The sequence below is a fragment of the Amycolatopsis sp. QT-25 genome, assembly GCF_029369745.1.
In the GTDB taxonomy this organism is placed as follows: Bacteria; Actinomycetota; Actinomycetes; order Mycobacteriales; family Pseudonocardiaceae; genus Amycolatopsis.
Genome location: NZ_CP120210.1, coordinates 5,688,721 through 5,701,641, shown reverse-complemented (window position 1 = coordinate 5,701,641; position 12,921 = coordinate 5,688,721). Strand labels below are relative to the sequence as shown.

14 protein-coding genes are annotated in these 12,921 nt (G+C 68.4%); 9 read left to right on the top strand and 5 right to left on the bottom strand.

The features are described 5' to 3' along the window. Positions 1-140: 140 nt before the first annotated feature. Together coxB and P3102_RS26395 are read left to right on the top strand one after the other, a co-directional pair. On the top strand, positions 141-1,079 hold the full coding sequence (gene coxB, locus P3102_RS26400) for a cytochrome c oxidase subunit II (RefSeq protein ID WP_276362639.1): 939 nt from the start codon (positions 141-143) through the stop codon (positions 1,077-1,079). Positions 1,080-1,119: 40 nt separating this feature from the next. Then, positions 1,120-1,539 carry a cytochrome c oxidase subunit 4 gene (locus P3102_RS26395; RefSeq protein ID WP_276362637.1) on the top strand — a complete coding sequence of 140 codons (420 nt, stop codon included), beginning with the start codon at positions 1,120-1,122 and terminating at the stop codon, positions 1,537-1,539. Between the two features lie 67 nt (positions 1,540-1,606). Here the strand turns inward: P3102_RS26395 and P3102_RS26390 are convergent, their stop codons facing one another. Further along, the gene (locus tag P3102_RS26390; RefSeq protein WP_276362636.1) at positions 1,607-2,500 is read right to left on the bottom strand and encodes a DMT family transporter; all 894 of its coding nucleotides are present in this window, start codon (positions 2,498-2,500) and stop codon (positions 1,607-1,609) included. 82 nt (positions 2,501-2,582) lie between these two features. Between P3102_RS26390 and P3102_RS26385 the strand changes: the two genes are divergently transcribed. Further along, positions 2,583-3,545, top strand: coding sequence for a helix-turn-helix domain-containing protein (locus P3102_RS26385; RefSeq protein WP_276362635.1), 963 nt, complete (start codon positions 2,583-2,585; stop codon positions 3,543-3,545). Here the strand turns inward: P3102_RS26385 and P3102_RS26380 are convergent. Then, positions 3,542-3,937 (bottom strand): cupin domain-containing protein, encoded by a 396-nt coding sequence (locus P3102_RS26380; RefSeq protein ID WP_276362633.1) that lies wholly within the window; start codon positions 3,935-3,937, stop codon positions 3,542-3,544. The two genes, P3102_RS26385 and P3102_RS26380, sit on opposite strands and share 4 nt — an antisense overlap. Before the next feature lie 52 nt (positions 3,938-3,989). On the opposite strand from P3102_RS26380, the gene P3102_RS26375 reads away from it, so the two are divergent. Further along, complete coding sequence (locus P3102_RS26375; protein WP_276362631.1) at positions 3,990-4,955, top strand: helix-turn-helix domain-containing protein; 966 nt, start codon at positions 3,990-3,992, stop codon at positions 4,953-4,955. A gap of 77 nt (positions 4,956-5,032) precedes the next feature. Here P3102_RS26375 and trpD read toward each other — a convergent pair whose 3' ends face one another. From trpD to P3102_RS26360, 3 genes are all read right to left on the bottom strand, one after another. After that, a complete protein-coding gene (trpD, locus tag P3102_RS26370; RefSeq protein WP_276362630.1) occupies positions 5,033-6,061 on the bottom strand; it encodes an anthranilate phosphoribosyltransferase in 1,029 nt (342 codons plus the stop codon). A 176-nt stretch (positions 6,062-6,237) separates the two neighbouring features. After that, positions 6,238-6,648, bottom strand: coding sequence for a hypothetical protein (locus tag P3102_RS26365; RefSeq protein WP_276371357.1), 411 nt, complete (start codon positions 6,646-6,648; stop codon positions 6,238-6,240). Positions 6,649-6,709: 61 nt separating this feature from the next. Then, positions 6,710-7,126, bottom strand: coding sequence for a hypothetical protein (locus P3102_RS26360; RefSeq protein ID WP_276362629.1), 417 nt, complete (start codon positions 7,124-7,126; stop codon positions 6,710-6,712). A 94-nt stretch (positions 7,127-7,220) separates the two neighbouring features. Here P3102_RS26360 and P3102_RS26355 point away from each other — a divergent pair, with 94 nt between their 5' ends. The 5 genes from P3102_RS26355 to P3102_RS26335 all read left to right on the top strand — a co-directional run bounded on the left by P3102_RS26355 (position 7,221) and on the right by P3102_RS26335 (position 12,915). Continuing rightward, positions 7,221-7,844, top strand: coding sequence for a heme-copper oxidase subunit III (locus P3102_RS26355; RefSeq protein ID WP_276362627.1), 624 nt, complete (start codon positions 7,221-7,223; stop codon positions 7,842-7,844). A 55-nt stretch (positions 7,845-7,899) separates the two neighbouring features. Then, on the top strand, positions 7,900-8,757 hold the full coding sequence (locus P3102_RS26350) for a cytochrome c (RefSeq protein ID WP_276362626.1): 858 nt from the start codon (positions 7,900-7,902) through the stop codon (positions 8,755-8,757). Next, positions 8,754-9,887, top strand: coding sequence for a ubiquinol-cytochrome c reductase iron-sulfur subunit (locus tag P3102_RS26345; RefSeq protein WP_276362624.1), 1,134 nt, complete (start codon positions 8,754-8,756; stop codon positions 9,885-9,887). Before P3102_RS26350 ends, P3102_RS26345 begins: the two co-directional genes overlap by 4 nt. Beyond that, positions 9,884-11,563 (top strand): cytochrome bc complex cytochrome b subunit, encoded by a 1,680-nt coding sequence (locus tag P3102_RS26340; RefSeq protein WP_276362623.1) that lies wholly within the window; start codon positions 9,884-9,886, stop codon positions 11,561-11,563. The genes P3102_RS26345 and P3102_RS26340 overlap by 4 nt, the downstream gene beginning before the upstream one ends. 155 nt (positions 11,564-11,718) lie before the next feature. After that, positions 11,719-12,915: an IS30 family transposase gene (locus P3102_RS26335; protein WP_276362621.1), complete on the top strand. Its 1,197-nt coding sequence runs from the start codon at positions 11,719-11,721 to the stop codon at positions 12,913-12,915. Positions 12,916-12,921: the final 6 nt, after the last annotated feature.

Sequence of the window (12,921 nt, the reverse complement as noted above, 5' to 3'; positions counted from 1 at the left end):
CGGTGGGTGTGTACACCCGGATGTGGTGGGGGATACGGGTGTCGGGGTCACCCCTTGGTCAGCGCGGCGCCGCAACTCGGCTAGGCTCCGGCTGTCACGAAGATCGGTCGAGGAGGCTCTGGGTGAAAGGGCGAGGCGCAGTGGGAAATCCAGAGCGCATCCCGGTTAAGCGGGCTGGTCGCGTCGCAGCGCTCGCCGCGCTGGTGATGCTGACCGCGACGGGCTGTTCCGGGGACGAGATCCTCCGCTTCGGCTGGCCCGTCGGGGTGACCCCGCAGGCGCACGACATGCGCACCCTGTGGACGTGGACGGTCGTCGCCGCGCTGGTCGTCGGTGTCATCGTCTGGGCGCTGATCTTCTGGACCGCCCTCTTCCACCGCAAGAAGAAGACCACCGACGGCGCGGAGGAGGAACTGCCCCGTCAGTTCCAGTACAACATCCCGCTGGAGATCTTCACGGTCGTCGTCCCGACGATCATGGTCTGCGTGCTGTTCTTCTTCACCGCGACCACCGAGAACCGCGTGCTCGCCGAGACGGAGAACCCGGACGTCACGGTCGACGTCGTCGCGTTCCAGTGGAACTGGGAGTTCAAGTACAAGAGCGACTCCAAGAACCACGACGACCCCGAGATCACCACGGTCGGCAGCTCGACCGAGATCCCGCTGCTCGTCCTGCCGACGAACAAGACGATCCAGTACAACCTGCGGTCGGCCGACGTCATCCACTCGTTCTGGGTGCCGGAGTTCCACTTCAAGCGGGACGTCATGCCGGACCCGGAGAAGAACAACCAGGACTTCACCTTCCAGAACTCGATCGACAAGGAAGGTTCGTTCGTCGGCCGCTGCGCGGAACTGTGCGGCACCTACCACTCGGGGATGAACTTCGAGGTCAGGGCGCTGTCGCCGGACAAGTACGCGCAGTACATCCAGCTCCGCGGCGCGGTGAACCCGAAGAGCGGCAAGCCGAACACGGCTCCCGAGGCGCTGGCCGCGATGAACTGCGGCGAACTGTGCTCGCCCTACGCCGTCACCACCACCCCGTTCAACACCGACCGCACCGCGCGGGTCGCGTCCAACTGACCCGGCTGTTCGAGCCCGAAACAGGAGTGAGGCAACGTCCATGAAGGTCGAAGGACGGATTTTCTTCCTCGTCGCGGTCTTCTCCGTCGTCGTGGCGGGTATCTACGCGTACATGACCGGAACGATGACCCGGGACGGCGTCGAGCCGGTCGGAGTGGTGGCCCTGATCCTCACCGGTGGCCTGGCCTTCCTGGCCGGGAGCTACCTGCAGTTCGTCGCGCGGCGCATCGAGCCGCGGCCGGAGGACCGGGAAGACGCCGAGATCAGCGACGGCGCCGGTGAGCTGGGCTTCTTCAGCCCGGGCAGCTACTGGCCGATCGGTCTCGCGGCGGCCGCCGCGCTGACCGGTGTCGCGCTCGCGTTCTTCCACGTCTGGATGCTGATCATCGCGCTGGGCCTGGTGATCGTCGCCATCGGCGGGCTGGTGTTCGAGTACCACACCGGCCCGAACCACGAGTGACGTTCTGACGCCGAAGCGGCGCCCCGTTCCCTGAGGGGAGTGGGGCGCCGTTTTCGCGTTCAGCGCATCAAGAGCGGGCGGGGAGTGGCGCTTCCTTCGCTTCGGGCTTGACCGCTCGCTTCGGTGCCAGCGCCGCCGCCAGGACGGCCAGCATCCCCGCGATCTCCGGCCACGCCGGCCGGTGCCCGTAGGCGAGGACGTCCACCACCACCGCGACCACGGGATAGACGTAGGACAGCAGCGCCACCGTCGCGGTCGGCAGCTTGCCGATGCTCGCGTACATCAGGACGTACATCAGCGCGGTGTGCACCGTTCCGAGCAGGACCAGCCACAGCAGCCCCGAGGTGTCCGTGGGCAGCGGCGTGACGAGCAGCGCGGGGGCGAGCACGATCGTGCCGGTCGCCAGCTGGACAGCCGCCAGGACGTGCGGGCGCAGGTGTTTGAGCTGCTTCGCCACGAACGAGGCACCGGCGTAGAGCGCGGCCGCGCCGAGGGCGAGCGCGATCCCTTCCAGTCGTACCGGTTTCCCGTCCGCACCGTGCGCGGACAGGGAGATGAGCGCCACCCCGCCGAACGCGATCAGCGCCCTGATCAGCTGGCTCTTCGCCATCTTCTCGCCGAGGAACGCCGCGGCGAGACCGACCAGCATCAGCGGCTGCGTGTGGTACACGACGGTGCTCACCGAGATCGACGACAGCGCGTACGAGGCGAACAACAGCACCCAGTTCCCGACCAGGAACAGCCCGCCGAGCACGGCGAGCAGCAGGTCACGGCGGCTGAGGGTCCACGGGCGAAGCCAGCCGCGAGCAGCGCTCCACACCAGGAGCAGCAGGCCGCCGACAAGACTTCTGGCGAACGCGACGGCGGGCGCGTCGGCACCGCTTTCGAGGACGACGGCGCCGATCGTGCCGGACAGCGCCATCGCGGCCGTCCACTGCAGCAGGGGGTTGTTCTTGTTCATGGTGATCACTTTCGCTCTGGCGGCCGCGCTCAGCCAGTGTCAGAAATGACATCGACCGCAAAACTTGTGACACACTGCCCGGATGGACGTGAAGAGGGTCGCGGTGGTGCTCGCCGACCGGGTTTCGCCGTTCGAGCTCGGCGTCGCGTGTGAGGTCTTCGGCACCGATCGCAGCGCCGACGGCATCGAGGGCTGGGATTTCGCGGTCTGCTCGCCCGGCGGCGAGAACGTCGTGAGCTGGTCCGGATTCGGGCTCGACGGCCTGCGGAGCCTGGATTTCGCGGCGTCCGCCGATCTGCTGATCGTGCCGACCTGCGCGCCGCGCAGCGCGTGCCCGCCGGAACCGGTGCTCGAGGTCCTCCGCGACGCGGCGAGCCGGGGCGCCTGGGTCGCCGGCTTCTGCGCGGGGGTTTTCTCGCTCGGCTACGCGGGGCTTCTCGACGGACGCGACTGCACCGTCCACTGGGTCTACGAGCAGGAGTTCCGGTCGCGCTTCCCGGCCGCGAAGGTCGACCCGAAGGCGCTGTACGTCGACGACGGCGGCGTCCTCACCAGCGCGGGGACGGTCGCCGCCGTCGATCTGTGCCTGCATCTGGTGCGGGAACTGCGCGGTGTCGCGGCGGCCACCACGCTGGCGAGGCGGATGGTCGCGGCGCCGCACCGGGTCGGCGGGCAGGCGCAGTTCGTGCAGGCTCCGGTGCCCGAGACCGCCGCGCCGGACGACACCGTGCTCGCCGAAGCGCTCGAATGGATCGAGCGACGGCTGGACCGGCCGTTCACCGTCGCGGAACTCGCCCGGCGCAGTGGCCTGGGGGAGCGCACGTTCCTGCGCCGGTTCTCGGCGGCCACCGGTACGACGCCGCACCGGTGGCTCACCGAACGCCGCCTCGATCGCGCGCAGTCGCTGCTCGAGGAGGGTCGACTGTCCATCGAGGACATCGCGGTCGCCTGCGGATACGCCTCCGCCGCGGCCCTGCGGCATCAGTTCGGCAAGCTGCGCGGGACCAGCCCGAGTGCCTATCGCAGGACGTTTTCCGTCGGCTAGAAGGAGATTTCCTGCCCGACGGTGACATGGACGTGGTCGGGGACCTCGTCGTGCTCGTCGCCGACGGTGAGCGTCCCGGTCGGTTCGAACAGCAACAGCGACGCCCCGTCCACCGAGGACGGTTTGTGGAAAGTGCCGCGCGGGACGACGAACACGGAGCCGCGGGGCAGCGTGACGACCCGTTCGCCCTCCTGCTCGCGCAACGCGATGCCCAGAGTGCCGTCGAGGACGAGGAAGAACTCGTCGGTGTGCTCGTGGACGTGCCAGACGTGCTCGCCCGCGACCTTGGCGAGACGGACGTCGTAGTCGTTGACGTGCGCGACGATCCGCGGGCTCCAGATCTCGTCGAATCCGGCCAGCGCGGTCCGCAGATCGATCGGTTGCTTGCTCATGATCCGATCCTGGCCGCTGGACCGCCGGAGAAGTGAGTGCTAGGAATCGCATATGTCGCATGATTTCTCGCACGAGGTCGCCGTCCTGGTGGACGAGGGATCCAACCCTTTCGAACTGGGGGTCGCGACCGAGCTCTTCGGCCTGCGGCGGCCGGAACTGGACCGGCCCTGGTACGGCTTCACGCTGTGCGCGGCCGAGCCGTCCGTGCGGATGCACCTGGGGATGTTCACGCTCACCGGCATCGCCGGGCTCGAAGCCGTGGAGGCCGCCGACACGGTGATCGTGCCGAACCGGCCCGATCCGGAGGGCCCGGCCCGGGAACCGGTGCTGACGGCCATCCGCGACGCGGCCGCGCGGGGAGCCCGGCTGGTGAGCTTCTGCACCGGCGCCTTCACCCTCGCGCGGGCGGGCGTACTGGACGGACGGCGCGCGACGACCCATTGGAAGTGGGCGGAACTCTTCCGTGAGCTGTATCCCGAAGTTCTGCTGGAGCCGGACGTCCTCTTCGTCGACGACGGCGACGTGCTGACCGCGGCGGGCAGCGCGGCCGCGCTCGATCTGGGCCTGCACCTGATCAGCCGGGACCACGGCGCCGAGATCGCCAACGCGGTGAGCAGGCGGCTGGTGTTCGCCGGGCACCGCGACGGTGGCCAGCGGCAGTTCGTCGAACGCCCGTTGCCGCCGGTACCGGACACCTCCCTGGCGCCGGTGCTCGCCTGGGCGCGGGAACGGCTGGACCGGCCGCTCACCGTCGCCGACCTCGCCGCACGGGCGGCCTCCAGCCAGGCGACGCTGCACCGGCGGTTCCGGGCCGAACTGGGCACGACGCCGCTGGCGTGGCTCACCACCGAACGGATCGCGCTGGCGTGCCGGTTGATCGAGCGCGGGGAGCAGCGGCTGGACCGGGTGGCGCGGGCTTCGGGATTCGGTACCGCTGCGAACCTGCGTACGCAGCTTCGGCGGGCTACGGGACTGACACCTACGGCTTACCGGGCGCGTTTCAGCACCGCTTCGTAGGGGTCGCCTCGTGCCATGAAGGGGCCTTTCCTCGCAAAATTTGCGAGGAAAGGCCCCTTCATGGCACGTCGTGAGGGTCAGGCGAAGGCGATCCACCGGTTCAACAGGTCGGCCGCCGCCCCCGAATCGACGGCGGAGGCCGCCCGCGCGAGCCCGGCGGCCAGGTCGTCTTCCAGCGAACCCGAGAACCCGGTGAAAGCCGCCAGCGCGGCCGCCGAGTTGAGCAGCACGGCGTCCCGCACCGGCCCGGTCTTCCCGGCCATCACCTGCCGGAACACCTCGGCGTTGTGCGCCGCGTCGCCGCCGCGCAGGTCTTCCGCGGTCGCGCGGGCGATGTCCAGCGACGCGGGGTCGAAGCTCCGCTCGGTGATCTCGCCGCCGGAGACCACCCACACCGAGCTCGTGGTCGTGGTGGTGATCTCGTCCAGCCCGTCGTCGCCGCGCACGAGCAGCACGGTCATCCCGCGCCGCGCGAACACCTCGGCGAGTACGCGGGTCTTGTCCTCGTACGCGCAGCCGATGAGCGAACTGCGCGGTTGCGCGGGGTTGGTGAGCGGGCCCAGCAGGTTGAACGTCGTCGGCACGCCGAGTTCGCCGCGCGTCGGACCGGCGTGGCGCAGGGCGGGGTGGAACTTCGGCGCGAAGCAGAAGCCGATGCCCAGCTCGTTCACGCTGCGCTGGACGGTCTCGGGCGGCAGGTCGATGGTGACGCCCAGCTCCTCCAGCACGTCGGCCGCGCCGGACTTCGACGAGGCGCTCCGGTTGCCGTGCTTGGCCACCGGGGCGCCGGCCGCGGCCGTCACCACCGTGGACATGGTGGAGATGTTGACCGAATTGGACCGGTCGCCACCGGTGCCGACGATGTCCACCGACGGCCTGTCGATCGTCACCCGTTTGGCGTGCGCCAGCATGGCGTCGGCCATGCCGGAGATCTCCGCCGGTGTCTCACCCTTCGCGCGCAGCGCGACGGCGAACCCGGCGATCTGGGAGGGCGTCGCCGCCCCGCTCATGATCTGGTCCATCGCCCACGCGGTGTCCTCCTCGGACAGGTCCGCGCGCGCGATGAGCTGGTTGAGCAGGGAAGGCCAGGTTCTAGTGGTCACCATCGGAAGTCCTCCAGGGGTCTCGACGGCCCGGCTTCCCGCTGGACGCACGGGCCGCGAGAGCCGAGTACGACTCCGGTACGAGGACCTCGCGGTCGCACGCCCGGCGGAAACCTGGATCCGCCGAACACCCCCGAAGTACTCCCGATGGCAACCACTTGGCGGCCGCGCTCATCGGTTCAGCCGTGCACGGCCGGCACCCGCCGGGCGCGCAGCACGTCGGCGACGGTTTCGGCGGCGGTCAGCGGGTCGAGCGGGTGGACCAGCACCGCGTCGGCCTGCGACCAGGTCGCGAGCCAGCGATCGTCCCTGCGCCGCACCGACACCACGATCGGCGGGCAATCCTCGATCTCGTTCTTCAGCTGGCGGGTCAGCCCGATGCCGCCCGTCGGCTGCGCCTCGCCGTCGAGGATGGCCAGGTCCACGTTGCCCGCGTCCATCTCGACGAGGACCTCGGAGATGCCGGAGGCCTCGGTGTAGTCCACCCGGCCGAGGTCGGCGGCGGGCCTGCGGCCGACGGCGTTGATGATCGCCTCGCGCACCTCCGCCTTGTGGCTGAACACCAGGATCCGCATCGCCTGCTCGCCCATGAGCGCGCCTCCGCCTCGTCTAGTCATGTCGACCCCGCGATGTTATCCGCCATGACCGACATCACGTGGACGCACCCGACGGCTGAAGCGCGTCCCAGCCCAGGGAATCGCCGCCGAGCCGCTGCGCGAGCCCCGCCATCCGTGACCTTTCCTGCGCGCAGTGCAGCGCGTCGAGGGTCTGGACGCGCACCGCGTGCGTGAGGACGAAGCCGCCGTCGGGCCCTTGTTCTCGCAGCTCCCAGCCGTCCTGAGCGAGGATCGATGTCGCCTCCGCCACCTTTTCGGGCGGCAATTTCAAGTGGTGGCGCAGAATCGCGGGCGCTTCGGCGACCCAAGCGGGTGATCTGGCCAGTACCGCGGAATCCGCCTCGACCGGATCGAACGCCTCCGCGACGATCTCCACGCCGGGCGTGTCGACGGTCAGACCTGGGAGCTTGGGCTTCTTGACCAGGTCACGAAGCCGATCCAATAAACCCATGAGTAGCCCTGTTCCCGCTTTCGTTCGGATGTGACCCGACACGCACGCGACTTGCCGTGACCCACCCGGCGGGCCCCGTGCGTGAGAGGACATAATGCGACGTGTGACAACGGCAGCTCCCACCATCAGCCAGCGGGTCCACTCGCTGAACCGGCCGAACATGGTCAGTGTCGGCACCATCGTGTGGCTGTCCAGCGAACTGATGTTCTTCGCCGGACTGTTCGCCATGTTCTTCACCGTGAAGGCGCAGAACGCGTCCGGCCAGTGGCCGCCGCCGCTGCACGGTGAGCCCTTCCACCTGAACATCGCGCTGGCGATCCCGTTCACCGTGATCCTCGTGGCGTCGTCGTTCACCTGCCAGTTCGGTGTGTTCGCCGCCGAAAAGGGTGACGTGTTCGGGCTCCGCCGCTGGTACATCATCACGTTGATCATGGGCGCGATCTTCGTCGGCGGCCAGGGTTACGAGTACCTGAACCTGATCCACGAGGGGCTGACGATCCCGTCCGGCGCGTACGGCACGGTCTTCTACCTCGCGACCGGGTTCCACGGCCTGCACGTCATCGGCGGGCTCATCGCGTTCGTGTACTTGCTCGTCCGCACCAAGCTGAGCAAGTTCACCCCGGCTCAGGCCACCTCGGCGATCGTCGTGTCGTACTACTGGCACTTCGTCGACATCGTGTGGGTGGGCCTGTTCGCGGTGATCTACATCCTTCCGTGAACGAAGCCGCCACCACGACCTATCGGCCTGAACTGACAGCAAGGGTTGCCGCAAGATGACCTCCAGCAAGGACAACACTCCGCCGACGGACTCTTCCGCGCGGAGGCGGGATTCGGCCCAGCGCCGCTTCCGCAAGCGGTCGAAGGCACGCAGGCGGTTCGCCGGCGCGCTGGCGCTCGGGATCGCGCTGCTGAGCGTGGGCGGGTTGTACGCCGTTTTCGCCCCGGAGCCGCAGACCGCGCAGGCGCAGGGCGAATCCGCCCTCCTGCGCGAGGGCGAGAAGCTCTACAACAACACGTGCATCGAATGTCACGGGCCGAAGCTCGAAGGTGTCCCCGACCGTGGCCCGAGCCTCATCGGTATCGGCGACGCGGCCGTGTACTTCCAGACCTCCACCGGCCGGATGCCGGCGGTCCGCCAGGAAGCCCAGGCGCAGCGGAAGCCGCCGAAGCTGTCCGAGGCCGAGGTCAACGCCCTGGGTGCCTACATCCAGGCCAACGGCGGCGGCGTGCAGCGCCCCACCGAGAAGGGTGACGCGCTGCGCGGCGAGGACGTCGCGCGCGGCAGCGAACTCTTCCGCCTCAACTGCGCCTCCTGCCACGGCTTCACCGGCCGCGGCGGCGCGCTGTCCTCGGGCAAGTTCGCCCCGAACCTGGACCCGGCCACGGAAGAGCAGATCTACACCGCGATGCTCACCGGGCCGCAGAACATGCCCAAGTTCTCCGACCGGCAGCTGTCGCCGGAGGAGAAGAAGGACATCATCGCGTTCGTGAAGTCCGTGAGCAACGGGAACAACTCGCCCGGCGGTAACTCGCTCGGCGGTCTCGGCCCGGCCTCGGAGGGCGCGATCGCGTGGATCGTCGGGATCGCCGCGCTGATCGGCGTGACGTTGTGGATTGGATCGAAGGCATGAGCGCCGAAGGGCCGAAGCCGCCGACAGAGGCGGAGTTGGCGGACATGGATCGCGACCAGCTCGTCAAGCTGGGTACCGCGCTCGACGGGGTCGAGATCATCGAGTACCCGACGCCTTGGCCGGTCGAGGGGACGAAGGCGGAGAAGCGCGCCGAGCGCGCCGTCGCACTCTGGTTCGTGCTGGCCGCGCTGTCCGGCCTCGCGTTCGTGGTCCTCCTCGCGTGGCCGCACTGGTTCGAGTACAAGGAGCCGGGCAAGACCGGCTACACGCTGTACACGCTGTACACGCCGCTGCTCGGTGTCACGCTCGGCGTGGCCGTGCTCGCCATCGGCGTCGGCGCCGTCCTCTACACCAAGAAGTTCATCCCGGCCGAGGTCTCCATCCAGGAGCGCGGGGACGGCGGGTCGAAAGAGGTCGACAAGGCCACCATCCTCGCCCAGCTGGCCGACTCGGGCAGCCGCAGCACCATCGCGCGCCGGTCGATGATCAAGCGGTCCGCGGGGGCCGGTGCCGGTGTGCTCGGTCTCGCCGTCGCGGCGCTGCCGATCGCGTCCTTCATCAAGGACCCGTGGAAGGACACCGAGAACCGCGACTCCCTGTGGCACTCGGGCTGGAAGAAGAACTTCCCGGACGAGGTCGTCTACCTGCGCCGCAACACCGGCCGTCCGCACGAGATCTCCCTGGTCAAGGCCGAGGACCTCGACGCGGGCGCGATGGAGACGGTGTTCCCGTACCGCAAGTCCGAAGAGCACGACGAGCACGCGCTGTCGGCCGCCTTCAAACGCGTCGACAACCCGGTCATGCTCATCCGCCTCCGCCCGACCGACGCCGCCAAGGTCGTCAAGCGTCAGGGCCAGGAGGACTACAACTTCGGCGACTACTACGCGTACACGAAGATCTGCAGCCACGTGGGCTGCCCGACCTCCCTGTACGAGCAGCGAACCAACCGCATCCTCTGCCCCTGCCACCAGTCCCAGTTCGACGCGCTCCACTACGCCAAGCCGATTTTCGGGCCGGCGACCCGGCCCTTGGCCCAGCTTCCGATTACAGTGGACTCTGAGGGCTATTTGATCGCGCGCGGAGACTTCAACGAGGCCGTCGGACCGGCCTTTTGGGAGCGTAAGTCATGAGTTCACTCACCACCCCGACGAAGGGGACGAACCCGGTCGAGAAGGCCGCGGGCGCTGGTGCGAAGTGGGCCGACGACCGGTACCACCTGGCCAAGGGCATGCGGCACCAGCTCAACAAGGTGTTCCCGACGCACTGGTCGTTCCTGCTCGGCGAGATCGCGCTCTACAGCTTCATCATCCTGTTGCTGTCGGGTGTCTATCTCACGCTGTTCTTCGACCCCTCCATGGAGGAGGTCGTCTACAACGGCAGCTACACCGGCTTGCAGGGCGTCGAGATGTCGCGCGCCTTCGCGACCACGCTGGACATCTCGTTCGATGTCCGCGGCGGCCTGTTCGTCCGCCAGCTGCACCACTGGGCCGCGCTGATCTTCGTGGCTTCGATGATGGTGCACATGTTCCGGATCTTCTTCACCGGCGCGTTCCGGCGCCCGCGTGAGGCGAACTGGGTCATCGGTGCGCTGCTGCTGGTCCTGGGCATGTTCGAGGGCTTCTTCGGCTACTCGCTCCCGGACGACCTGCTCTCCGGTACCGGTATCCGCGCGACCCTGTCGGGCATCGTGCTCTCGGTGCCGGTCATGGGCACCTGGATCCACTGGGCGCTGTTCGGCGGGGAGTTCCCCGGCAACGAGATCATCCCGCGCCTGTACACGATCCACATCCTGCTGCTGCCGGGCATCATGCTCGGCCTGGTGGCCGCGCACCTGGCGCTGGTCTGGTACCAGAAGCACACGCAGTTTCCCGGTGTGCGCCGCAAGGAGACCAACGTCGTCGGCGTCCGCATCATGCCGGTCTTCGCGCTCAAGGGCGGCGCGTTCTTCGCGCTGGTCACCGGTGTCATCGCGCTGATGTCGGGTCTGTTCCAGATCAACCCGATCTGGAACATCGGCCCGTACAACGCGGCGCAGGTCTCGGCGGGCTCGCAGCCGGACTGGTACATGGCGTGGGCCGACGGCATGCTGCGGATCTGGCCCGCGTGGGAGCTCTACCTCGGGAACTACACGGTCCCGGCGGTCTTCTTCCCCGGCGCGATCGGGATGCCCCTGCTGATCAGCCTGCTGGTGATGTATCCCTGGATCGAGCGAAAGCTGTCCAAGGACACCGCGCACCACAACCTGCTGCAGCGTCCGCGCGACGTTCCGGTGCGGACCTCGCTGGGCATCATGACCCTGACGTTCTTCGCGGTCATCATGCTGTCGGGCTTCAACGACATCATCGCGTTCGCCTTCGACATCTCGCTGAACGCGACGACGTGGGCGGGCCGGATCGGTGTCCTGCTGCTGCCGCCGATCGCGTACTACCTCACCTACCGGATCTGCCTCGGCCTCCAGCGGGCCGACCACGAGGTGCTCGAACACGGTGTCGAAACCGGCATCATCAAGCGCCTGCCGCACGGTGAGTTCATCGAGATCCACCAGCCGCTCGGCCCGGTGGACGGCCACGGCCACGCGATCCCGCTCGAGTACCAGGGCGCGTCGGTGCCGAAGAAGATGAACAAGCTCGGCTCGGCCGGGCACGCCGTCGCCGGTTCGACCTGGTCCCCGGACCCGGTCGAGGAGACGGTCGCGCTGGAGCGCGCCCGGTCCAACGGGCACGCCAACGGCAACGGCAACGGCAAGGTCGACGACATCGGTGGTGAGCCTTCGCAGGAGCGCAAGGAGATCACCTCCAGGCACTAACCACGGAAGAAGTACATGAAGGCCCCCTTCCTTGCGCCAGGCGCAAGGAAGGGGGCCTTCATGTACTTCTAAGGTCCCGCAGGAGCTTGAGGTCCGTGAAGGCCTCTCGGAGTCATGGGGTTGTTGCAACACCGTCTGATGGGGGTGGGGTTGTGGTGCGGGTTCATCGGTGGTTGCCGCGGTCGGTGCGGGTGGGGTTTTGGGATCAGGTCCGGGCCGGGGTGGCGGCGAAGCCGGCGGCCCGGGCGGTGGGGCTGTCCCCGACGACGGGGGTGCGGTTGTTCCGGCAGGCTGGCGGGGTGATCGGTAACGCACCTGCTCGGCCTGGTCCCCTCCGGTTGAGCCTGGCCGAGCGGGAAGAGATCGCCTGCCTGAAAGCCGCGGGCCAGGGGCCCCGGGCGATCGGGCGGGCGATCGCCCGGCCGGCCTCGACCGTGTCCCGCGAGCTGGCCCGCAACACCGGTTCCTCCGGCCGCTATCGGGCTGTCAGCGCGCAGCACACGGCCGAGAACCGTGCGAAACGCCCGAAGGCCGCGAAACTGGCCGCGGACACCGTGTTGCGGGACGTGGTGCAGGACAGGCTGAACCGTAAATGGTCCCCGCGTCAGATCGCGCGGAGACTGGTGCTGGAGTTCCCCGACCAGCCGGAGATGCGGGTGTCCCACGAAACGATCTACCAAGCACTGTATGTCCAGGGAAAAGGCGCGCTGCGCCGCGAACTCACCCAGGCGTTGCGGACCGGGCGGGCACTGCGGATGCCCCGCCGGCAGGCCCAGGCCCGCCGGGCCCGGCCCGCGGGCAGGATCCCCGACATGGTCAACATCTCCGAACGGCCCGCCGAGGTCACCGACCGCGCCGTCCCCGGGCATTGGGAAGGCGACCTGATCCTGGGCAAGAACAACAAATCCGCGATCGGGACCCTGGTCGAACGATCGACCCGGTTCGTGATGCTGCTGCACCTGCCCCACGGACGCGACGCCGCCACCGTCGCTCACGCCATGACCGAGACCATCCAGACGCTGCCGCCGCTGCTGCTGAAATCCTTGACCTGGGACCAGGGCAAGGAAATGGCCCACCACAAAAAGATCACCCTGGCCACCGGGATCGACATCTACTTCTGCGACCCACACGCACCCTGGCAACGCGGAACCAACGAGAACACCAACGGACTACTCCGCCAATACTTCCCCACAAGCACCGACCTGTCCCAGCACACCGCCGCAGACCTCGCACGAGTCGCCGCCGAACTCAACGGCCGCCCCCGCGAAACCCTCGACTGGCACACACCCGCCGAAGCCCTCGAAGCACTACTCTCCAACCAACAAACAATGCGTGTTGCAACCACCATGTGAATCCGC

Coding starts and splice junctions, on each gene's coding strand:
- P3102_RS26395 (WP_276362637.1), top strand. CDS start 1,120: ATGAAGGTCGAAGGACGGATTTTCTTCCTCGTCGCGGTCTTCTCCGTC.
- P3102_RS26390 (WP_276362636.1), bottom strand. CDS start 2,500: ATGAACAAGAACAACCCCCTGCTGCAGTGGACGGCCGCGATGGCGCTG.
- P3102_RS26385 (WP_276362635.1), top strand. CDS start 2,583: ATGGACGTGAAGAGGGTCGCGGTGGTGCTCGCCGACCGGGTTTCGCCG.
- P3102_RS26380 (WP_276362633.1), bottom strand. CDS start 3,937: ATGAGCAAGCAACCGATCGATCTGCGGACCGCGCTGGCCGGATTCGAC.
- P3102_RS26375 (WP_276362631.1), top strand. CDS start 3,990: ATGTCGCATGATTTCTCGCACGAGGTCGCCGTCCTGGTGGACGAGGGA.
- trpD (WP_276362630.1), bottom strand. CDS start 6,061: ATGGTGACCACTAGAACCTGGCCTTCCCTGCTCAACCAGCTCATCGCG.
- P3102_RS26365 (WP_276371357.1), bottom strand. CDS start 6,648: ATGGGCGAGCAGGCGATGCGGATCCTGGTGTTCAGCCACAAGGCGGAG.
- P3102_RS26360 (WP_276362629.1), bottom strand. CDS start 7,126: ATGGGTTTATTGGATCGGCTTCGTGACCTGGTCAAGAAGCCCAAGCTC.
- P3102_RS26355 (WP_276362627.1), top strand. CDS start 7,221: ATGCGACGTGTGACAACGGCAGCTCCCACCATCAGCCAGCGGGTCCAC.
- P3102_RS26350 (WP_276362626.1), top strand. CDS start 7,900: ATGACCTCCAGCAAGGACAACACTCCGCCGACGGACTCTTCCGCGCGG.
- P3102_RS26345 (WP_276362624.1), top strand. CDS start 8,754: ATGAGCGCCGAAGGGCCGAAGCCGCCGACAGAGGCGGAGTTGGCGGAC.
- P3102_RS26340 (WP_276362623.1), top strand. CDS start 9,884: ATGAGTTCACTCACCACCCCGACGAAGGGGACGAACCCGGTCGAGAAG.